Source organism: Aggregatibacter actinomycetemcomitans DSM 8324, from assembly GCF_000372365.1.
Taxonomy (GTDB): domain Bacteria; phylum Pseudomonadota; class Gammaproteobacteria; order Enterobacterales; family Pasteurellaceae; genus Aggregatibacter; species Aggregatibacter actinomycetemcomitans.
On the sequence record NZ_AQUU01000006.1, the window covers coordinates 1 to 19582 of the forward strand.

Genomic DNA, 19582 nt, shown 5'->3' on the forward strand with positions numbered 1-19582 from the left:
ATTGAGCTGAAAGCAGCGTTTGATGTGTTGGGTGATGAAACGGTGCCGTGGACGACGTATGAAAATGATGTGGTCATGATGGACCACGAAAAAATGAAAGCGTTATTCAAAGAATTGAAAGATTCCAAGATGCACAATCATCAAGTTGCAACAAAGCACAAATTAGCATTGGAGCAGTCAGCGGAGCCATTAAACTATAATTATTCAACCGGATGGAGCAAAACCTATGCAGATAAAGAAAATTAAAATTTGGGGCTACCATGTGGTCGTGGCAATCGATCAGTTATTTAATGCGCTAATCGGCGGAGCGGCAGACGAAACATTGTCAAGCCGCACTTACCGCCGCGCAATCCTCGCGGAAAAGCCTAAAAAGCGCTGGTGCGTTTGGTATCGCGTCATAAATGCCGTGTTTTTCGACAAAAATCACTGCAAAAAGGCGTACGAAAGCGAAATTAATCGCCGACAATACACTCAGGACTTTCAATAGCAAAAAAACGGCGGGTAATGTCGTGAAGTGTCATTTTATTTTCCTCGTTTTATGAGGTTTGCATGTGTGTTGATGTGTGCCATATTTGTGCCATTGATAAACGGCTAACTGCTGCTATTTGCTTCTGATGACTACGATTAATTTATAAGCAAGAGGCGTAAGGCATTGTTTTACAATGATTTATGTATAGGCTTTCAAATATGGCATTCAAGAGGTCGTCGGTTCGATCCCGATTATCTCCACCAAATTCCAAAATCCTATCAATAAAAATTGATAGGATTTTTTTCGTTTTAACCGAAAGCTGATTAGACAAGCATGTAAATTCAATAAAATAGATTGTTTTCATTTCCCGGGTGTGTTCTAATGCGCTCCACGCTAGACAATCACTTCAGTAAGTTAGTTATTTCGGTTCTTCCTCATTCAAGTTTTAAATTTGCGCTTTGAAGATTCTATTTATCCATCTCTGTTTAAGTCAAATCGCTAGCGGTTCATGCTTTTGCAAGCATATAATTTCATTACTTTAAGAAGGAAGACAACATGTCTAAATTAAACGGCACCGTAAAATGGTTTAACTCCATAAAAGGCTTTGGTTTTATCGCTCCCACGGATGGTTCAAAAGATGTATTCGTACATTTCTCCGGCATCGTCGGTAACAATTTCCGTACTTTAAACGAAGGCGACCATGTGGCGTATAACGTACAGAATTCCCAACGCGGACCGACAGCAATTGAAGTTGAAGTGGTTTAATCCCCATTCCCAATAAAGTGAGCCCTTTGTTTAAAGGGTTCGTTTTTTATCCTTCGATTTTCTACATCTAAAAACGCTGTAAAAAATCACCGCACTTTTATCCCTGCTTTTCAAGAAAATCCAAGGCTTCTCGGAATTGAGGGCTGCGCACCTTCGCGGGTGACGCTGATTGCCGCCGCTGCGTGGGCGAAGCGAATGGCATTCGTCAATGTTTTTCCTTCCAGTAACGCAACCGCCAAGGCACCATTGAAGGTATCGCCTGCTGCCGTGGTGTCTTTCGCTTTTACGCGAAAACCGCCGATAATTTGCCCCTGACCATTTTCACTGAAATAAACCCCTTTGGCACCCAGGGTAATAAGCACGATTTGCACGCCTAGTTGATGGAATCTTTTTGCCGCCTGTGCTGCCGAGATTTTATCTTCCACTTTAATGTCCGTCAGGATTTCCGCTTCCGTTTCATTTGGTGTAATCATATATAACTGCCGGAGCAATTCTTCCGGTAATGCTTGCGCCGGCGCAGGATTAAGAATCACTTTTGTACCGTTTTGTTTGGCGATTTGCGCCGCTTTACAAATTGCCGAAAGAGGGGTTTCCAGCTGCATTAACAAGGCATCCGCTTGTTGAATATGCGCGGCATAACAGGAAACGAGATGTTCGTCCAGACAGGCATTGGCACCGGCGTTAATTACAATGCTGTTTTCGCCGTTGTCCGCCACTTGAATCATAGCGACCCCCGTCATTTCCTGCTCAACTTGAGTTATGGTCGCCGTGTTAATGCCGTCTTTTGCAAAAGCGGCTTTCATGGTACGACCTATGTCATCGTTACCAAGGCAGGCGATAAAATCCACCTGCGTGTTTGGATCTTTTAACCGTGCGGCAGCTACCGCCTGATTAGCACCTTTGCCGCCGTAAGCAATGCGGTAACCGGAGCCGCGTAACGTTTCACCGGCGCGAGCAAAACGCGGGACACGAATCATATGATCGGCGTTAACGCTGCCGAGCACAACGAGTTTAGCGCACATAATCCCTCCTGAAAAAAAGAACGCACAGCGCGCTCTTCAAAAACGTTTGTAAAAACGACCGCACTTTTTGTGTGGCGACGCATTATTCGCTGATGACTTTGAGATCTACCGGAATTTTGGCTTCTACTTTTTCGCCTTTAAGCAATTTGTCTGCCTTGTCTGCCGTCACCACGCCAAGTTCGCCGATTAACGCCGGTTGTTGAGCGATTGTTGCCGCCATTTTTCCGCTTTTTACCGCTTTCATGCCGTCATCGGTGCCGTCAAAGCCAACCACGAGGACTTTTTTATTGGCGGCGGATAACGCGCGCAATGCGCCTAATGCCATTTCATCATTTTGAGCGAATACGGCTTGAACCGTGCCTTTGGTGGCAAGCAGATTTTCCATCACATTTAAGCCTTTCGTGCGGTCAAAATCAGCCGGTTGATTGGCAAGTACATCAAATTTATGTTCGGCAACCGCTTGCTTGAAGCCCTCGCCCCGTTCACGGGCGGCGGAAGTGCCCGCCAAGCCTTCTAATTGAATGACTTTGGCATTGGCACCAAGTTTTTGCGCGATAAAATCGCCTGCCATTTTGCCGCCGGCAACGTTGTCGGATGCGATATGGCTCACCACTTCGCCTTTTGCCGCACCACGGTCTAAGGTGATAACCGGAATTTTATTGCGATTGGCGATGGCGACGGCATTGCTTACCGCTTCCGAATCGGTCGGGTTAATCAGCAACACTTTCGCGCCGCGCACCAGTAAATCTTCTACGTTTGCCAGCTCCTTCGCCGGGTCATTTTGAGAATCCAGCACCACCAGTTTGTAGCCCAGTTCATCGGCTTTTTTCTGCGCACCTTCTTTTAAGGATACGAAAAACGGGTTGTCCAGTGTGGAAACGGTGAGGGCGATCGTGTCCTGCGCCAGTGCTGAGGTGCTGAAACTCAATAAAAGTGCGGTGGCTAATGTGGTTAGTTTTTTCATACGCTTCTCCTTGAACGTGAATTAAAGTTTTTTGCTGCCTAAATAGTTATCTGCTAAAACCGCAATCAGAATAACCAATGCTTTTGCTATCATTTGATAGTAAGAGGAAATATCAGTAAATTCAGTGCATTATTTAAAAATCCGATAATCAGCGCGCCGATGAGTGTGCCCATGACCCGACCTTTGCCGCCCATTAAACTGGTTCCGCCCACCACAACCGCTGCGATGGCATCTAATTCGTAAGACACACCCGCAGTGGGTTGGGCGGAAGAGAGGCGGGACGTGACGATAAGTCCGGAAAGGGCGGATAGAAAGCCGCTGACGGCAAATACGAAAATTTTCACTTTGTTAACGTTGATGCCGGACAGCCGGGTTGCCGCTTCGTTGCCGCCGAGGGCGTAAATGTAGCGTCCTATTTTGGTGTGTTTCAGCACATACCAAGACACTAAAAACACGATTGCCATTAACCAAATCGGAAGCGGGATGACGAATAAATAGCCGGTGCCGAGAAACGCGAAGGCATCAGCGGTATCGGAAAAACCGGTACTAATCGGGCGACCGTCCGTATAAACCATGGCGACGCCGCGTAATAACGTCATGGTTACTAGGGTGGCAATAAACGCCTGCACTTTTCCTTTGGCGACGATCACGCCGCTGATGCCGCCGAGCAACGTGCCGATGAGTAAAACCAGCGGAATCACCAATAACACCGGCAATTCCGCGCCCACCATACTTGCCGCGAAAGCCCCTGTCAGTGCGAGAATGGAACCTACGGATAAATCAATGCCGGCAATTAAAATCACGAAAGTCATGCCGACGGCGATAATGGCGTTTACCGAGGTTTGGCGCAAAATGTTGAGAATATTATCCACGCTGAAAAAATCGGGATTAATCGCCGACACGACGCCAATAAGCACCAATAAGGCGATAATTGAGCGTTGTTCCAGTAAAAATTTACCTAACTTTATATTTTGTTGTTCAGTCATATTATCGCCTCTTGTGAATTGAGTTTTTCGATGGCGGCTGCCAATAATTTTTCTTGTGTGGCGTCAGCCCGCTGAAATTCGGCGCTGATATGTCCTTCCCGCATCACCAGAATGCGATCGCTCATGCCCAACACTTCGGGCATTTCGGAAGAGACCAAAATAATGCTCATGCCTTCTCCTTTGAATTGATTAATGAGCTGATAAATTTCTTTTTTTACGCCTACATCTACGCCACGCGTTGGCTCATCTAAAATCAGCACCTGCGGACGGGTCATCAAGCCTTTGGCGATGGAGACTTTTTGTTGATTGCCGCCGGAAAGAAGCCCGATGGGTTGCTCCCGGCTTGGCGTTTTTATGTTGAATAACATGATAAAATCATCCACTGCCATGCGTTCCGCCGCCCGGTCGATATGAAAGGTTTTGGCGAAATAATCTAACGCGGTAAGGGACATATTTTCTTTGACCGACATACCTAAAATCAGCCCGTCGCCTTTGCGGTCTTCGGAAATATACACAATGCCGTTACGTAAGCCTTCCTGTGGCGTACGATTCAAAATCGCCCGTTGATTTAACCGCACTTCACCGGATTCTCGCGGCAGCGCACCGTAAAGCACTTTCATTAATTCGCTGCGACCGGTGCCCATTAAGCCGGAAATACCGAGAATCTCGCCGCTGCGCAATGCAAAGGAGACATCATGTACGCCGCTGCCGCTGAGATGGTTTACCGTCAAGCGCACTTCGCCGGGTGCCCGTTCCAGACGCGGATATTGTTCTTCTAAACGACGACCCACCATCATTTCGATAAGACGATTTTCATCTAAATTTTCCACCGCACTTTCGCCGATAAACTGACCGTCGCGCAACACGGTGACATTATCGCAAATCTGAAAAATTTCTTTAATTCGGTGGGAAATATACACAATGCCGCGATTTTCCGCCTTGAGCTCACGGATTACCTTAAATAAGGCTTCCGTTTCGGTGTTGGTGAGCGCGTCGGTGGGTTCGTCCATAACAATGACTTTGGATTCAAAACTAAGGGCTTTGGCGATCTCCACCATTTGCTGTTCGCCGATGGAAAGCGTAGCGCAAAGGGTTTGGCTGCTGTGGGTGACACCCAGACGTGCCAACAACTTATCCGCTTCCCGATACATGCGTTGCCAATCAATGGCGCCCCAAGGTTTGGTAAATTCCCGTCCGAGAAAAATATTCTCTGCAATGGTTAAATTGCCTACCAAATTGAGTTCTTGATGAATAATGCTGATGCCCGCTTCCTGAGAATCTTTCGGACCTTTAAACGCCACTTGTTTTCCTAAATATTCAATGCTTCCTGTGTCTTTGTCGTAAATGCCGGTGAGCACTTTCATCAGGGTGGATTTGCCCGCGCCATTTTCTCCCATTAACGCCATGGCGTGCCCGGCATACACGGACAAACCGGCGTTGCTTAAGGCTTTCACGCCGGGAAAGGATTTATCAACGCCGCTGATTTTTAACAGAGGTTGCTGCATAACGCCTCCGTTAAAACGGCACGCCGGAATACAAAATAATATTGGCGTATGGCGAGCATTCGCCGCTGCGTACGATAGCTTTGCTTCGCGCGGTGGCGTGTTTGAACGCCTCGTGGCTAACGTATTCTATGGCGATTCGGTTGCCTTGTTGCTGTTCCAGTTTGTTCAGGCGGGCTAAAAGTGCGGTCAGAATTTCGGGACTTTTTTCTTGGATTTTCTGCGCCAGTAACACCCGTTCTACAAATATTTCGCTGACGATGGCATCTAAGCAGGCGAGGAAACTTGGGATGTTTTTGGTTAAGGCGAGATCGATACGTTCAACTTGGGTGGGGATCGGCAGACCCGCGTCGCAGAGGGTTAAACCGTCGGTGTGTCCCAGCGTGGCAATGCAATGAGAGAGTTGGGCGTTGAGGATTATGGTTTTTTTCATCATCACTCCTTTTGATAAATTAACACGCGGTGTAAGTGTAGAAGAAATCGACAAAAAGCGAAAACAGATAAACCGGGTTTTGTGAAGTGGATCAAAAAACGGCGTGTGGATTTGCTGCTTCGTTTTTGCCGTTTTATAAGAATAAGTTGTGCTAACGGGCAGTTTGTGAAACAATTCACCGTTGTTTGAATTTAAAAGATTAAAAGTAAGGATACGATAGTGATCGACTCCGATGGCTACCGTCCGAATGTAGGCATTGTTATTTGCAACAATAAGGGGCAAGTGCTGTGGGCGAAGAGATACGGACAAAACTCCTGGCAATTTCCGCAGGGCGGAATTAATTGTAGTGAAACGCCCGAGCAGGCGATGTATCGCGAATTGTTTGAGGAGGTGGGTTTAACACGCAAAGATGTGCGGGTGCTGCATGCTTCCAAACATTGGTTACGTTATAAGTTGCCGAAACGTTTGTTGCGTTCTGATTCTAAACCAATGTGTATCGGACAAAAACAACGTTGGTTTTTACTGGAACTCATCGGCGACAGCAAAAATATCAATATGCAATGCAGCAAAATCCCGGAATTCGACGGTTGGCGTTGGGTCAGTTTTTGGTATCCGGTGCGTCAGGTGGTGTCTTTCAAAAAAGAAGTATATCGCAAGGCCATGAAGGAATTCGCCTCGGTGTTATTTGATGAAAATAACAAAGGGTTATTGCAACCGAAGGAACTAAGTGCGTCGGAAGAAAATAGGCGCGTTTCCCCGTCGAAAAAACACAACAATTCCAAACATTCAAAACGCCCATCATATAAATACAAAGGATAATTATGTTAACCTTTTTTCTCTTCTGCTTACTTGCCGGTTGTATTGCCGGCTTTTTAGCCGGTTTATTCGGCATCGGCGGTGGGCTGGTGATTGTGCCGATGTTGGTGTATTTATTGCCTATCGTCGGTGTGCCCGATTCGCTGCTCATGCCAACCGCACTTGGTACTTCTTTTGCCACCATTGTGATTACCGCCTTTTCCTCCGCGCAACGGCACCACAAACTGGGCAACGTTGTGTGGTCAACTTTAAAATATTTTGCGCCCGCCTTAATGATCAGCGCTTTTGTCTCCAGTCAATATATCAGCAAATTACCGCACGAAATTTCCAGTAAATTATTCGCCTGTTTAGTGGTGTATTTAGCGGCAAAAATGGTGCTTTCCATTAAACAAAAACACATTGATCCCAATAAGAAAATCACCCCGTTAGCCTCCATTATCGGTGGTGGTCTCATCGGCATGGCAGCCAGCGTGGCGGGTATCGGTGGTGGCGGGTTTATCGTGCCATTTTTAAACTCGCGCAATGTGGATATTAAAAAAGCCATCGGTACTTCCGCGTTCTGCGGAATGTTAATGGGCATTGCCGGCATGTTAAGTTTTATGGTGAGCGGCTGGAACGCACCGGGTATGCCGCCGTATTCCATCGGTTTTGTGTATTTGCCGGCGGTGTTGAGCATTACCGTGACCTCATTTTTTACCTCCAAACTCGGCGCCAGTGCCACCAGTAAACTGCCGGTGCCGACCTTGAAGAAAGCCTTTGCCGCCTTTTTAATTGTGGTGGCGATAAATATGTTGTTGAAATAAGGAAAGTTATGAATTCAGATTATCTTATATTGCCCCATTTCGACCCCGCCATTTTTGAATTCGGTCCTATCGGCCTGCGCTGGTACGGCTTGATGTACCTGCTCGGGTTTATTTTTGCCCGCTGGTTAGGCGTGCGTCGCGCCAAACGACCGAACAGCGGCTGGACCGTAGAGCAAGTGGATTCCCTGTTATTTAACGGTTTCATGGGCGTATTTCTGGGCGGGCGTATCGGCGATGTGTTCTTCTATAATCTCGACCATTTTCTGCAAGATCCGCTGTATTTATTCCGCGTTTGGGAAGGTGGTATGTCCTTCCACGGTGGCTTAATCGGTGTGATTATCGCCATGATCCTCACCTCCAAAGCGCAGAAACGCAATTTCTGGGCGACGGCGGATTTTGTGGCGCCGTTAATTCCTTTCGGCTTGGGTATGGGGCGCATCGGTAATTTCATCAATCTGGAATTATGGGGACGCCAAACGGATGTGCCTTGGGCGATGATTTTCCCGACGGATCCTCTACTGTTGCCTCGCCACCCGTCGCAATTGTACGAAGCCTTTTTGGAAGGACTGGTGTTGTTCCTGATTCTCAATTGGTTTATTCGCAAACCGCGCCCGATGGGGGCGGTAGCGGGTTTATTCCTTATCGGTTACGGCTGCTTCCGCTTTATTATCGAATATGTACGCGAGCCGGACGTGGAGCTGTTCCTTGACGTCATCACGCGGGGGCAATTGCTTTGCCTGCCGATGATTCTCGGCGGCATGTTAATCATACTTTGGGCATACAAAAAAAGTGCGGTGAAAAAATGAAACAATATTTAGATTTGTGCCGACGCATTATTGATGAAGGCGTTTGGGTGGAAAACGAACGCACCGGCAAACGCTGCTTAACGGTGATTAACGCCAACCTGACCTACGACGTGGTAAACAATCAATTTCCGTTGATTACCACCCGTAAAAGCTATTGGAAAGCCGCCATCGCCGAATTTTTAGGCTATATTCGCGGCTACGATAATGCCGCCGATTTTCGCAAGCTCGGTACTAAAACCTGGGATGCCAACGCTAACGAAAACCAGGCGTGGTTAAACAATCCGCACCGTAAAGGTACCGATGATATGGGGCGCGTGTACGGCGTACAGGGCAGAAGCTGGCGCAAACCTAACGGCGAGCATTTGGATCAGCTACGCAAAATTGTCAACAACCTGAGCAAAGGTATCGACGATCGCGGCGAGATTTTGACATTCTACAACCCGGGCGAATTTGATCTGGGCTGCCTGCGTCCTTGTATGCACACCCACACTTTTTCCCTGCTTGACGACACTTTATATCTCACCAGCTACCAACGCTCCTGTGATGTGCCGCTCGGCTTGAATTTCAACCAAATCCAAGTGTTCACGTTTCTTGCTTTGATGGCGCAAATTACCGGCAAAAAAGCAGGGCAGGCGTTTCATCAAATCGTCAACGCGCACATTTACGAAGACCAGCTGGAACTTATGCGCGATGTGCAATTAAAACGCGAACCGTTCCCGTCGCCGACGCTGGAAATTAATCCGGACATCAAATCCCTGGCAGACCTGGAAGCCTGGGTCACTATGGACGATTTTAAAGTCACGGGCTACCAATGCCACGAACCGATTAAATATCCGTTTTCCGTGTAACGAAAAAGTGCGGTCGGTTTTTAAAATGTTTTTTATTTTCACCGTGATTGACGCTCATTTTCCCCTCGCCCGTTTACGGGACAAATGCTTGCATTTGAGCGTTGGCTCTGCCAACGACCCCGAAGGGGCGAGTGAAGCGAGTATTGGGTGGAGAAAATCCGAGGGATTTTCGGAGGGAGAGGGGGGAAATAAAGTTCGTATCCTCCTCTCTCTGACAAAAATTGTTGAATGCAATTTTCGTCGGTCTCTCTCCCGAAAGCGGGCGAGAGGAAAATAAAAAACATTTTAAAATACAACCGCACTTTAACTCTAACTGAACTCAATCATGACCGAATCCCAAACCCAGCTCGACGAAAAATTTATGCACCATGCCCTAATGTTGGCGGGCAAAGCCGAAGCTTTGGGGGAAATCCCCGTGGGGGCTGTGTTAGTGAGTGAAGCGGGGGAAATTATCGGTGAAGGCTGGAATTTATCCATTATCCATTCCGATCCCACCGCACACGCGGAAATTGTCACGCTGCGTCAAGGAGGGCAGAAGTTGCAAAATTACCGTCTGCTTAACACCACCTTATATGTGACCCTTGAGCCTTGCACCATGTGCGCCGGGGCGATTTTACACAGCCGTATTAAACGCTTGGTGTTCGGCGCTGCCGATTACAAAACCGGCGCGGTGGGTTCTCGTTTTCATTTTTTCGATGATTACAAAATGAATCACGCTATCGAAATCACCGGTGGCGTACTGCAACAGGAATGCAGCGAAAAACTCAGCGCCTTCTTCCAAAAACGCCGCGCACAGCAAAAGGAAGCGAAATTGGCACGTCAGGCGACTGTCGAAATGCCTTCCAGCGCCTAAAAGTGCGGTGCTTTTTACCGGCGTTTTTGAATACCCCTCGTTAAATTGCCCGTAGAGTGATACAATCGCCGATCAATTTTATTAGCCAAAGAGAGCATGTATGTCCCGTCAGAAAAAGACCCGCCGCCTTACGGATATTATGCCGGCGCGCAAAGCCGATAAAAAATCGGAGCAACCCTATTCAGGTCGCAAAGCCACACGTTATGAACTCGACGCGAAAGCGCGTGAAGAGAAGAAAAAGCGCAAACACAAAGGTTTGAGTTCGGGCTCCCGTCACAGTGCGGCGGAGAGTAAAAACGCCGAACAGGTAAAAGAAGCGCAGGATCCGCGTCTCGGTAGCCGCAAAAAAGTGCCGTTAATAGTGGAATTTGTGAATAAACCGCAAAAAGCGCAAGCCGTTTCCGCCACGAAAGCCGAGCCTAAAGCAAAATTGGATCCGATGCTGGAATTGGAACAGTTGGAAAATAATGAATGCTTACATCAGTTGTTGGATCAATTAGATGAAGGCAAGAAACTGTCTGCCGAGGATCAGCAATTTGTGGATGAATGTTTGGCGCGCGTCGAGCAATTAATGACCGAATTGGGTATTGCGGAAGACGAGGAAAACGACGAAGATTTATACCGCACTTTCGAGCGAATCGACATCAATCAATTCAAATAAATGTTTTAGATTATGTGGAAAATCCTTTTACTCATTGCGGCCGTGTGTATTGTTGCGGGCATGATCGGCTATGCTGTGTATTTATTGCTCGCGTTACAAAAACAGAAAAAAGCCTTGCAACTTGCCCGCCAAAATCGCATCAATCGCATTAAAGAAAGCCTGGAAATTATCGCCAAAGCCATGTTGAACGGCGATTGTAATTTGTCGGAAGGCGTGCTGCGTTTGAAAATGTTGCTGGAACCTGTGGGCATGGCGCTTAAAAATTATCCTGCCATGTGGCAATTGTATGAAATGGTGGAAGGTATGCCCACCCACAATGCGCGTAAAGAATTGAAAAAGAACGAAAGAATGCGCCTGGATTTGCGCCGCGAAAGCGCTGAAGCGGAACTTGAAAGTAAAATTAAATTGGAACTGCATCGGCTGTTGACCGATATTCAAACATTATAAAGAGTGGGGAAAAATGTAATGTCCGAGATTATTTGGGATTTAGCATTAATTCAGAAATATAACCAATCCGGTCCGCGTTATACCTCTTATCCGACGGCGCTGGAATTTAGCGAAAATTACACCAATGACGATTTCACTGCAGCGGCGCAACGTTACCCCGAGCGCCCGCTGTCCTTATATGTTCACATTCCGTTTTGCCACAAACTTTGCTATTTCTGTGCTTGTAATAAACTCATCACACGCCATCAGCACAAAGCGGATATTTATTTGGATTTTCTGGAAAGGGAAATACAAGTGCGGTCGAAATTATTTGCAGATCGCGTGACAACCCAAGTACACTGGGGCGGTGGCACGCCGACCTATTTAACGGAAGCGCAATCTTCCCGTTTGATGCAAATGCTACGCGATCATTTCAATATCGCCGACAACGCGGAAATCAGCATTGAAATGGATCCCCGTGAAATCGAACTTTCCATGCTTGAACACTTGCGCCACATCGGTTTCAACCGTATCAGCATGGGCGTACAGGATTTCAACAAAGAGGTGCAAAAAGCGGTCAATCGAGAGCAGGATGAGGATTTTGTCAACGCGCTGTTGGTGCGCGCCCGCGAGCTAGGTTTTCAATCCACCAATCTGGATTTAATTTATGGCTTGCCGTTCCAAACCGTTGATGGTTTTATGTTCACGTTGCAAAAAGTGATTGAACTCAACCCCGATCGTCTAAGCGTATTCAACTACGCCCATTTGCCGAGCCGTTTTGCCGGACAGGCGAAAATCAAGGATTGGCAGTTGCCGAAACCGGAAGCGAAACTGGAAATTCTGCAAAAAACCATCGAAACGCTGGGCAACGCCGGTTACAAATTTATCGGCATGGATCATTTCGCCAAACCCGATGACGAACTTGCCATTGCGCAACAAAAAGGCGTGCTACACCGCAATTTCCAAGGCTACACCACGCAGGAAGAATGTGATTTGCTGGGCTTAGGCGTGTCGGCAATCAGCCTGCTCGGCGATACTTACGCACAAAATCAAAAGGACTTAAAAGCCTATTATACGGCGGTGGACATGCACGGCATTGCGTTGCATAAAGGCTTAGCCATGACCAAAGAAGATTGTCTGCGTCGTGATGTGATTAAGCAATTGATTTGTAACTTTAAATTCGCTTACGCCCCGATCGAACAACAATATCATATTCATTTTAAACAATATTTCGCCGAGGATTTAGCACTGCTGGCGCCTTTAGCCGCCGACGGTTTGCTGGACATTGGCGAAGCACAAATCACCGTTTCCGCCAAAGGGCGTTTGTTGATTCGCAATATTTGTTTGTGTTTCGACACCTATTCCCGCGCACAAGCAAAACAACAACAGTTTTCGCGGATTATTTAAGATGTAGGTTCGCCCTTACGCCAACAAAAGTGCGGTGGAAATTCACGGTAAATTTCCACCGCACTTTTTCTCATCAACCTGCCAAATTCAATTCAAACACCGATTTCTTCGGATTTAAGCGGAAGCCTTCCTGTTCCAGCGAATGGTGTTGTTGTCTGTCTTGTTCTATCACCAAGCGGGTGGATTGGGTGTAGCTGACAAATTCTTTGGCTTTGGCGATAAGTGCGGTGTAAATGTCGTTCGTTTGATTGCCGTCGCGCACGAAAATATCCGTTAATTGCCAATAACGTTGTAATTGAAGTGAGGAAAGGCGGGGGTAAAGCTGAATAAAACCGACTGCCTGTTGCGATTGATCGAGCGCGAGGAAAAAAATACTTTCACCGAAGCGAATACGATTGGAAAGAAAAGTGAACGTCCGTTCCGGGTTTTCCGCCATGCCGTGGGAAAGACGGTAGGCTTCAAATAACGGCAGGAGGGTTTCTACGTTCCATTGTTCAGCTTTGAAAATTTTAATCATGGGCAATTGGTCATTTTTTGTTAAATTTATACAGTAGATTGTATCTTTTTACCCCAAAAGAATCATCTGTTGCAAAGAAAATTTTTTAGAACGGTGATTTTTTTACCGAAAAAGCGGGCGATTTTTGTTATAGTAGGTGCAGTTTTTATTCAATTAAATTAAGGAGAAAAAAATGGTTTGTCGTCCTTTAGTTATGGGTAACTGGAAATTAAACGGTAGCAAAGCGTTCACCAGAGAATTAATTACCGGTTTGAAGGAAGAATTGCATGGTGTGACCGGTTGTAATGTGGCAATTGCTCCACCGGTGATGTATTTGGCGGAAGCGGAAGCCGCGCTGGTTGGCAGTCAAATTGTTTTAGGTGCACAAAACGTTGATGTGAACGTGAAAGGCGCATTCACCGGCGATATTTCTACCGAAATGTTAAAAGATTTCGGCGCGAAATATATCATTATTGGTCACTCCGAACGTCGTACTTATCATAAAGAAAGCGATGAATTCGTGGCGAAAAAATTCGGTGCGTTAAAAGAAGCGGGCTTGGTGCCGGTGTTATGTATCGGTGAATCCGAAGCGGAAAACGAAGCAGGAAAAACCGAAGAAGTGTGCGCCCGTCAAATTGACGCGGTGATTAACCTGTTAGGCGTGGAAGCCTTCAATGGCGCGGTGATTGCCTACGAACCGATTTGGGCAATCGGCACCGGCAAATCTGCCACTCCGGCGCAAGCGCAAGCGGTACACGCGTTCATTCGCGGTCATATCGCGAAAAAATCCCAAGCGGTTGCCGACCAAGTGATTATTCAATACGGCGGTTCCGTAAACGATGCCAACGCGGCGGAATTGTTCACCCAACCGGATATTGACGGTGCATTGGTGGGCGGCGCATCCTTAAAAGCCCCGGCATTTGCGGTTATCGTAAAAGCAGCGGCAAAAGCGAAAAACTAATTTCCTTTCTTCTGCTCAGGGTCGGTCAAGCCGACCCTTTTTGTTTTCAGATTTCACAAACTTCCGCTATAATGACCGCACTTTTTTAACCTTAATTTAAAGGAATTTCTCATGCAAAATCCAAAAGATGATGTGCTTTATGCGCCGGTAGAATGGATCGATCACAGCGCGGGCTACACCGATATTCGTTACTACAAATCCACCGACGGCATTGCCAAAATCACGATTAATCGCCCGGAAGTGCGCAACGCGTTCCGTCCGCAAACCGTGAAAGAAATGATTAACGCTTTTGCCGACGCGCGTTTCGACGAAAAGATCGGCGTTATCGTATTAACCGGTGAAGGCGAAAAAGCGTTTTGTTCCGGCGGCGACCAAAAAGTGCGCGGCGACTACGGCGGCTATAAAGACGACAGCGGTGTGCATCATCTGAATGTATTGGATTTCCAACGTGATATTCGCACCTGCCCGAAACCGGTAGTGGCAATGGTGGCGGGTTACGCCATCGGCGGCGGTCATGTGTTACACATGATGTGCGATCTCACTATTTCTGCCGATAACGCCATTTACGGACAAACCGGACCGAAAGTGGGGTCTTTCGACGGCGGTTGGGGCGCAAGCTACATGGCGCGTATCGTCGGTCAGAAAAAAGCGCGCGAAATCTGGTTTCTGTGCCGTCAGTACAACGCGCAGGAAGCCTTGGATATGGGCTTGGTGAACACCGTTGTGCCTTATGCCGAGTTGGAAAAAGAAACCGTGCACTGGTGTCGTGAAATGTTACGCAACAGCCCGATTGCCTTACGTTGCCTGAAAGCGGCGTTAAATGCGGATTGTGACGGTCAATCCGGCTTGCAGGAACTCGCCGGCAATGCCACCATGTTATTCTACATGACCGAAGAAGGACAGGAAGGGCGCAACGCCTTCAACGAAAAACGCGCCCCGGATTTCGGCAAGTTCAAACGTAATCCTTAATTTCCCTGCTTCGTACGGTTAACTCATTAGGAATAGAATATGCAGCAAGATGATGTTCGTTGGAAGCAACGCTTTGAAAATTATAAGAGAGCGTTAAATCAACTTGAAACCGCACTTCATGAGTATGCAGATACCAATCTTGATATTATTAAGGAGGGCATTATTCAGCGTTTTGAGTTTACCCATGAACTGGCATGGAAATTAATGCAGGATATTTTACAGTCGGAAGGTGTTGTGGATATTTTGGGTTCCCGTACCGCCACTCGCATGGCGTTTAATCGTGGATTGATTCAACAAGGTGATATATGGCTTGAAATGGTGAAAAGTCGAAATATCACCGTGCATACCTATGATGAAAAAATCCTGGCGCAAGAGTTTAGTAAAATTATGACACTTTATTTGCCCCTTTTTCTTCAATTTAAACAACGGGTTGAACAATTATGTCAAAATTTGGATTAAGCGATAAATCTATTGAGCAGATCCATTCGATTTTGAGAAAATATCCTGAGATTGAAACGGCAGTTATTTATGGTTCCAGGGCAAAAGAAAACTATCGGGAAGGTTCCGATGTTGATTTAACCCTAAAAGGTGAAAATCTTACTTATTCTGTATTGTTGAAGATTGCGGGTGAATTGGATGATTCCGATTCGCCGTATTTATTTGATTTATCTATTTATCATCAACTGCCAAATCCTGATTTCATTGAACATATTGATCGAGTAGGTCAAGTCTTTTATCAAAGAGAAAACGATGACGAATCGAAGTTATAATCTTTACCGCTATTCCATTCCTGTCGATTCCCAACTGATTTTACGTAACCATTTTTTGAAAAAACGTGAGGGTTTATTAGTGAAAGTTTGCTGCGGGCAAAACGAAGGCTGGGGCGAAATCGCGCCGTTGCCGGAATTTAGCCAAGAAACTTTAGACGAGGCGCAGGCGCAGGCAATTGAATGGCTGAAAAAATGGGATGAAGCGCGCAGTTGCAATGTGAAACTGGAACTCACGCCGGATTTATATCCTTCCGTGGCGTTCGGTTTAAGTTGTGCGTTGATGGAAATGAAAGGCAGATTGGACGACGAGGGGAACTATCAGGTGGCGCCGTTGTGTTATGGCGATCCGGATGAGTTGTATGAACCGCTGGATCGGATGCAGGGCGAAAAGGTCGCCAAGATTAAAGTGGGCATGTATGAAGCCAACCGCGACGGCATGATTGCGGATATGTTGTTGGAAGCTATTCCCGATTTGCAACTTCGTTTGGATGCCAACCGCAGCTGGACCCCCGCTAAAGCACAGCTTTTCGCCAAATATGTGAAACCCGAGCACCGTGCGCGCATCCAGTTTTTGGAAGAACCGTGCAAAACCCGTGAGGAAAGCCGTCAATTCGCCGCCGAAACAGGCATTAATATCGCCTGGGATGAAAGCGTGCGTGAACCTGGTTTTTGCGTGGAAAAAGAACCGCACTTGGCGGCGATCGTGATTAAACCGACCTTGGTGGGATCTATCGAACGCTGCACCGCATTGATTGAACAAGCGCACGTGCTGGGGATTAAAGCGGTGATCAGTTCCAGTATCGAAAGCAGCTTCGGGTTAACCCAACTGGCGCGCATGGCGCAGCAATATACGCCGAATGTCACGCCGGGGCTGGATACGTTAAGTTTAATGGATTATCAATTGGTGAGACGCTGGCCGGGTTCCGATTTGCCTTTGGTGGGATTGGATTCCGAATTTGTTAGCGAAGTTAAAGTAGATTAAAAGTGCGGTAGGTTTTCGCGACGTTTTACAAATTAATGCAGTCGAAAAGTGGAAAATCATTAAATCCTTAATAAGCAAGTGAATGAGAGGAGTAGAATATGTCATCAAAACACAATATCTTGCTGTTAAACGGTCCGAATTTGAATATGTTAGGTGTGCGTGAGCCGAGCCATTACGGGCATTTATCTTTAGGCATGATCGAAGCCAAAATGCACCAGCTGGCAGGGCTGCAAGGCGTCGCATTAACCTGCTTTCAAGCCAATAGCGAAGAAAAATTAATCGAACAAATCCATCAAAGTTTTCAAAAAGTGGATTTTATTATCATTAATCCTGCCGCTTATACGCATACCAGCGTTGCCTTGCGAGACGCGTTATTGGCGGTGGCGATTCCTTTTGTGGAAGTGCATTTGTCCAACATTCACAAACGCGAACCGTTCCGTCACCATTCCTATTTCAGCGATGTGGCGGAAAGCGTGATTTGCGGCTGTGGCGCTCAGGGTTACGAATTTGCCCTGCAATTCGCGTTAAATTATCTGGCAGAAAAGCGAAATTCAGCGAAAATTGACGAAAAATAACAGAATTTTGTCGCCAAAATGATTATTTTCAGGTAATCTCTCGGGCAAAAATTTAAACTTAATCCGGACCGCACTTTTTTCACGAAAAGTGCGGTTGAAATTTGCATCTTTTAGGAAACAATTATGGACATTCGTAAAATTAAAAAATTAATCGAACTCGTCGAAGAATCGGGCATTATGGAGCTTGAGATCTCCGAAGGTGAGGAATCGGTTCGTATTAATCGCGGTTCTCCGGCTTCCGTTCAATATACCGTGCCAATGGCGGCACCGGCTGCGCCTGTTGCCGCACCGACCCCATCCGCACCGGCAGCAAGTCCTGCCCCAGCTGCAGCGCCTGCGGCTTCCGAAGAAGTTGCCGGACATAAAATCCGTTCTCCGATGGTGGGAACTTTCTATCGCAGCCCAAGCCCTGAAGCGAAGGCTTTTGTTGACGTGGGTCAAACTGTGAAAGTAGGCGACGCCCTTTGTATCGTTGAAGCGATGAAAATGATGAACCGCATTGAAGCGGATAAAGCAGGTGTAGTTAAAGCTATTCTGGTAAATGATGGTGATCCTGTTGAATTTGATGAGCCGTTGATTATTATCGAATAATTAGCACAACAGACCATAATTTAAACAAAGAATGAATTTATTATGTTAGAAAAAGTTGTCATTGCCAATCGCGGTGAAATCGCACTGCGAATTTTGCGCGCCTGCAAAGAATTAGGCATTAAAACCGTTGCCGTACATTCCACTGCAGACCGTGAATTGAAACACGTTCTGCTTGCCGATGAAACCGTATGTATTGGTCCTGCCCAATCGGCAAAAAGTTATTTAAATATCCCGGCGATTATTGCCGCCGCCGAAGTGACCGGCGCCGATGCCATTCACCCGGGCTATGGTTTCCTTTCCGAAAATGCCGATTTCGCCGAGCAGGTGGAAAGTTCAGGTTTCATTTTTATCGGTCCGACCGCTGATGTGATTCGTTTAATGGGTGATAAAGTATCCGCCATTAACGCCATGAAAAAAGCCGGCGTGCCTTGCGTGCCGGGTTCTGACGGTCCGTTAAGTTCCGACATCGCGAAAAATAAAGAAATCGCCAAACGTATCGGCTACCCGATTATTATCAAAGCCTCCGGTGGCGGTGGCGGTCGTGGTATGCGCGTGGTGCGTAGTGAAGATACTTTGGAAGAATCCATTGCGATGACCAAAGCGGAGGCCAAAGCCGCTTTTAACAACGACATGGTTTATATGGAAAAATACTTGGAAAATCCGCGTCATGTGGAAATCCAAGTGTTAGCCGACACCCACGGCAACGCAGTATATCTTGCAGAACGTGATTGCTCCATGCAGCGTCGCCACCAAAAAGTGGTTGAAGAAGCACCGGCCCCGGGCATTACCGAAGAAGTGCGTCGCGACATCGGTTCCCGCTGTGCGAAAGCCTGCGTAGAAATCGGTTATCGCGGTGCGGGGACGTTTGAGTTCCTATATGAAAACGGTGAATTTTATTTCATTGAAATGAACACCCGTATTCAGGTAGAGCACCCGGTGACTGAAATGATCACCGGTGTGGATTTGGTGAAAGAACAATTACGTATCGCTTCCGGCTTGCCAATTTCCTTTAAACAGGAAGATATTAAAGTGAAAGGGCATGCTGTTGAGTGCCGTATTAACGCGGAAGATCCGAAAACCTTCCTGCCTTCGCCGGGCAAAGTGGTGCATTTACACTCGCCGGGTGGATTGGGCGTGCGTTGGGATTCCCATATTTACGCCGGTTATACGGTTCCGCCGCACTATGATTCTATGATCGCGAAGCTCATCACTTACGGTGATGTCCGTGAAGTGGCGATTCGTCGTATGCAAAATGCGCTATCGGAAACTATCATTGACGGTATTAAAACCAATATCCCGTTACATGATCTTATTTTAGACGATGAAAACTTCCAAAAAGGTGGCACTAATATCCACTATTTGGAGAAAAAATTAGGTATGCACGAATAAGCCGCATATTTAGCCTTAACTTAATTTAATAAAGTGCGGTCAGAAAAAACAAAGTTTTTCAATGTGTTAAAGAACGTTTTAGGGATAG

Annotated in this window: 24 protein-coding genes and 1 pseudogene; 19 read left to right on the forward strand and 6 right to left on the reverse strand. The window is 46.8% G+C overall.

From position 1 onward, the window contains the following. The 3 genes from A3CS_RS0104235 to cspE all read left to right on the forward strand — a co-directional run. Nucleotides 1–246: DUF4376 domain-containing protein (locus A3CS_RS0104235; protein WP_019518267.1), on the forward strand; the 246-nt coding region annotated here is incomplete at its 5' end. After that, on the forward strand, nt 227–487 hold the full coding sequence (locus A3CS_RS0104240; protein WP_015971265.1) for a hypothetical protein: 261 nt from the start codon (nt 227–229) through the stop codon (nt 485–487). The genes A3CS_RS0104235 and A3CS_RS0104240, both read left to right, overlap by 20 nt. Before the next feature lie 537 nt (nt 488–1024). After that, nucleotides 1025–1234 carry a transcription antiterminator/RNA stability regulator CspE gene (gene cspE / locus A3CS_RS0104245; protein WP_005547622.1) on the forward strand — a complete coding sequence of 70 codons (210 nt, stop codon included), beginning with the start codon at nt 1025–1027 and terminating at the stop codon, nt 1232–1234. Between the two features lie 110 nt (nt 1235–1344). On the opposite strand, the gene rbsK is transcribed toward cspE, so the two are convergent. The 5 genes and pseudogenes from rbsK to rbsD all read right to left on the reverse strand — a co-directional run bounded on the left by rbsK (nt 1345) and on the right by rbsD (nt 6141). Next, a complete protein-coding gene (gene rbsK / locus A3CS_RS0104250; RefSeq protein WP_026161174.1) occupies nt 1345–2256 on the reverse strand; it encodes a ribokinase in 912 nt (303 codons plus the stop codon). 82 nt (nt 2257–2338) lie between these two features. Next, nucleotides 2339–3220 (reverse strand): ribose ABC transporter substrate-binding protein RbsB, encoded by an 882-nt coding sequence (gene rbsB / locus A3CS_RS0104255; RefSeq protein WP_005547618.1) that lies wholly within the window; start codon nt 3218–3220, stop codon nt 2339–2341. A gap of 21 nt (nt 3221–3241) precedes the next feature. Then, nucleotides 3242–4206, reverse strand: a pseudogene (gene rbsC, locus A3CS_RS0104260) (ribose ABC transporter permease). Continuing rightward, nucleotides 4203–5711, reverse strand: coding sequence for a ribose ABC transporter ATP-binding protein RbsA (rbsA, locus tag A3CS_RS0104265; protein WP_005547614.1), 1509 nt, complete (start codon nt 5709–5711; stop codon nt 4203–4205). Before rbsA ends, rbsC begins: the two are co-directional and overlap by 4 nt. Before the next feature lie 10 nt (nt 5712–5721). After that, entirely contained in the window at nt 5722–6141 is a 420-nt protein-coding gene (gene rbsD, locus A3CS_RS0104270; protein ID WP_005547612.1) for a D-ribose pyranase, read from the reverse strand. A 219-nt stretch (nt 6142–6360) separates the two neighbouring features. Here rbsD and rppH point away from each other — a divergent pair, with 219 nt between their 5' ends. The 8 genes from rppH (at nt 6361) to hemN (ending at nt 12761) form a co-directional block, all read left to right on the forward strand. Further along, complete coding sequence (rppH, locus tag A3CS_RS0104275; protein ID WP_005547610.1) at nt 6361–6960, forward strand: RNA pyrophosphohydrolase; 600 nt, start codon at nt 6361–6363, stop codon at nt 6958–6960. A 2-nt stretch (nt 6961–6962) separates the two neighbouring features. Beyond that, the gene (locus A3CS_RS0104280; protein WP_005547607.1) at nt 6963–7760 is read left to right on the forward strand and encodes a sulfite exporter TauE/SafE family protein; all 798 of its coding nucleotides are present in this window, start codon (nt 6963–6965) and stop codon (nt 7758–7760) included. Between the two features lie 8 nt (nt 7761–7768). After that, complete coding sequence (lgt, locus tag A3CS_RS0104285; protein WP_005547605.1) at nt 7769–8566, forward strand: prolipoprotein diacylglyceryl transferase; 798 nt, start codon at nt 7769–7771, stop codon at nt 8564–8566. Then, nucleotides 8563–9414, forward strand: coding sequence for a thymidylate synthase (locus tag A3CS_RS0104290; RefSeq protein WP_019518268.1), 852 nt, complete (start codon nt 8563–8565; stop codon nt 9412–9414). Before lgt ends, A3CS_RS0104290 begins: the two co-directional genes overlap by 4 nt. Before the next feature lie 325 nt (nt 9415–9739). Continuing rightward, a complete protein-coding gene (tadA, locus tag A3CS_RS0104300; protein ID WP_005547601.1) occupies nt 9740–10267 on the forward strand; it encodes a tRNA adenosine(34) deaminase TadA in 528 nt (175 codons plus the stop codon). A gap of 100 nt (nt 10268–10367) precedes the next feature. Next, nucleotides 10368–10928, forward strand: a complete 561-nt coding sequence (yihI, locus tag A3CS_RS0104305; RefSeq protein WP_005547599.1) for a Der GTPase-activating protein YihI — start codon at nt 10368–10370, stop codon at nt 10926–10928. Nucleotides 10929–10940: 12 nt separating this feature from the next. Further along, complete coding sequence (locus tag A3CS_RS0104310; RefSeq protein WP_005540740.1) at nt 10941–11375, forward strand: DUF2489 domain-containing protein; 435 nt, start codon at nt 10941–10943, stop codon at nt 11373–11375. An 18-nt stretch (nt 11376–11393) separates the two neighbouring features. After that, complete coding sequence (gene hemN, locus A3CS_RS0104315) at nt 11394–12761, forward strand: oxygen-independent coproporphyrinogen III oxidase (RefSeq protein ID WP_005547597.1); 1368 nt, start codon at nt 11394–11396, stop codon at nt 12759–12761. 73 nt (nt 12762–12834) lie between these two features. On the opposite strand, the gene A3CS_RS0104320 is transcribed toward hemN, so the two are convergent. After that, a complete protein-coding gene (locus A3CS_RS0104320) occupies nt 12835–13278 on the reverse strand; it encodes a hypothetical protein (protein ID WP_005547595.1) in 444 nt (147 codons plus the stop codon). Nucleotides 13279–13450: 172 nt separating this feature from the next. Between A3CS_RS0104320 and tpiA the strand changes: the two genes are divergently transcribed. The 8 genes from tpiA to accC all read left to right on the forward strand — a co-directional run bounded on the left by tpiA (nt 13451) and on the right by accC (nt 19494). Then, a complete protein-coding gene (tpiA, locus tag A3CS_RS0104325; protein WP_005574817.1) occupies nt 13451–14218 on the forward strand; it encodes a triose-phosphate isomerase in 768 nt (255 codons plus the stop codon). A gap of 111 nt (nt 14219–14329) precedes the next feature. Then, entirely contained in the window at nt 14330–15187 is an 858-nt protein-coding gene (gene menB / locus A3CS_RS0104330) for a 1,4-dihydroxy-2-naphthoyl-CoA synthase (RefSeq protein WP_005547592.1), read from the forward strand. 39 nt (nt 15188–15226) lie between these two features. Next, nucleotides 15227–15646, forward strand: coding sequence for a nucleotidyltransferase substrate binding protein (locus A3CS_RS0104335; RefSeq protein ID WP_005547589.1), 420 nt, complete (start codon nt 15227–15229; stop codon nt 15644–15646). Continuing rightward, entirely contained in the window at nt 15628–15957 is a 330-nt protein-coding gene (locus tag A3CS_RS0104340; RefSeq protein ID WP_005574816.1) for a nucleotidyltransferase domain-containing protein, read from the forward strand. The genes A3CS_RS0104335 and A3CS_RS0104340 overlap by 19 nt, the downstream gene beginning before the upstream one ends. After that, complete coding sequence (gene menC / locus A3CS_RS0104345; protein WP_005547584.1) at nt 15938–16939, forward strand: o-succinylbenzoate synthase; 1002 nt, start codon at nt 15938–15940, stop codon at nt 16937–16939. The genes A3CS_RS0104340 and menC overlap by 20 nt, the downstream gene beginning before the upstream one ends. A gap of 98 nt (nt 16940–17037) precedes the next feature. Beyond that, nucleotides 17038–17514 carry a type II 3-dehydroquinate dehydratase gene (gene aroQ, locus A3CS_RS0104350; RefSeq protein ID WP_005547582.1) on the forward strand — a complete coding sequence of 159 codons (477 nt, stop codon included), beginning with the start codon at nt 17038–17040 and terminating at the stop codon, nt 17512–17514. Nucleotides 17515–17637: 123 nt separating this feature from the next. Next, nucleotides 17638–18105, forward strand: a complete 468-nt coding sequence (gene accB / locus A3CS_RS0104355; protein WP_005547578.1) for an acetyl-CoA carboxylase biotin carboxyl carrier protein — start codon at nt 17638–17640, stop codon at nt 18103–18105. Nucleotides 18106–18147: 42 nt separating this feature from the next. After that, nucleotides 18148–19494 carry an acetyl-CoA carboxylase biotin carboxylase subunit gene (accC, locus tag A3CS_RS0104360; RefSeq protein WP_005547575.1) on the forward strand — a complete coding sequence of 449 codons (1347 nt, stop codon included), beginning with the start codon at nt 18148–18150 and terminating at the stop codon, nt 19492–19494. Nucleotides 19495–19582 lie beyond the last annotated feature (88 nt).

Bases quoted from the DNA above. Each gene is read 5' to 3' on its own strand.
- A3CS_RS0104240 (WP_015971265.1), top strand. From the start codon at position 227: ATGCAGATAAAGAAAATTAAAATTTGGGGCTACCATGTGGTCGTGGCA.
- cspE (WP_005547622.1), top strand. From the start codon at position 1,025: ATGTCTAAATTAAACGGCACCGTAAAATGGTTTAACTCCATAAAAGGC.
- rbsK (WP_026161174.1), bottom strand. From the start codon at position 2,256: ATGTGCGCTAAACTCGTTGTGCTCGGCAGCGTTAACGCCGATCATATG.
- rbsB (WP_005547618.1), bottom strand. From the start codon at position 3,220: ATGAAAAAACTAACCACATTAGCCACCGCACTTTTATTGAGTTTCAGC.
- rbsA (WP_005547614.1), bottom strand. From the start codon at position 5,711: ATGCAGCAACCTCTGTTAAAAATCAGCGGCGTTGATAAATCCTTTCCC.
- rbsD (WP_005547612.1), bottom strand. From the start codon at position 6,141: ATGAAAAAAACCATAATCCTCAACGCCCAACTCTCTCATTGCATTGCC.
- A3CS_RS0104280 (WP_005547607.1), top strand. From the start codon at position 6,963: ATGTTAACCTTTTTTCTCTTCTGCTTACTTGCCGGTTGTATTGCCGGC.
- lgt (WP_005547605.1), top strand. From the start codon at position 7,769: ATGAATTCAGATTATCTTATATTGCCCCATTTCGACCCCGCCATTTTT.
- A3CS_RS0104290 (WP_019518268.1), top strand. From the start codon at position 8,563: ATGAAACAATATTTAGATTTGTGCCGACGCATTATTGATGAAGGCGTT.
- tadA (WP_005547601.1), top strand. From the start codon at position 9,740: ATGACCGAATCCCAAACCCAGCTCGACGAAAAATTTATGCACCATGCC.
- yihI (WP_005547599.1), top strand. From the start codon at position 10,368: ATGTCCCGTCAGAAAAAGACCCGCCGCCTTACGGATATTATGCCGGCG.
- A3CS_RS0104310 (WP_005540740.1), top strand. From the start codon at position 10,941: ATGTGGAAAATCCTTTTACTCATTGCGGCCGTGTGTATTGTTGCGGGC.
- hemN (WP_005547597.1), top strand. From the start codon at position 11,394: ATGTCCGAGATTATTTGGGATTTAGCATTAATTCAGAAATATAACCAA.
- A3CS_RS0104320 (WP_005547595.1), bottom strand. From the start codon at position 13,278: ATGATTAAAATTTTCAAAGCTGAACAATGGAACGTAGAAACCCTCCTG.
- tpiA (WP_005574817.1), top strand. From the start codon at position 13,451: ATGGTTTGTCGTCCTTTAGTTATGGGTAACTGGAAATTAAACGGTAGC.
- menB (WP_005547592.1), top strand. From the start codon at position 14,330: ATGCAAAATCCAAAAGATGATGTGCTTTATGCGCCGGTAGAATGGATC.
- A3CS_RS0104335 (WP_005547589.1), top strand. From the start codon at position 15,227: ATGCAGCAAGATGATGTTCGTTGGAAGCAACGCTTTGAAAATTATAAG.
- A3CS_RS0104340 (WP_005574816.1), top strand. From the start codon at position 15,628: ATGTCAAAATTTGGATTAAGCGATAAATCTATTGAGCAGATCCATTCG.
- menC (WP_005547584.1), top strand. From the start codon at position 15,938: ATGACGAATCGAAGTTATAATCTTTACCGCTATTCCATTCCTGTCGAT.
- aroQ (WP_005547582.1), top strand. From the start codon at position 17,038: ATGTCATCAAAACACAATATCTTGCTGTTAAACGGTCCGAATTTGAAT.
- accB (WP_005547578.1), top strand. From the start codon at position 17,638: ATGGACATTCGTAAAATTAAAAAATTAATCGAACTCGTCGAAGAATCG.
- accC (WP_005547575.1), top strand. From the start codon at position 18,148: ATGTTAGAAAAAGTTGTCATTGCCAATCGCGGTGAAATCGCACTGCGA.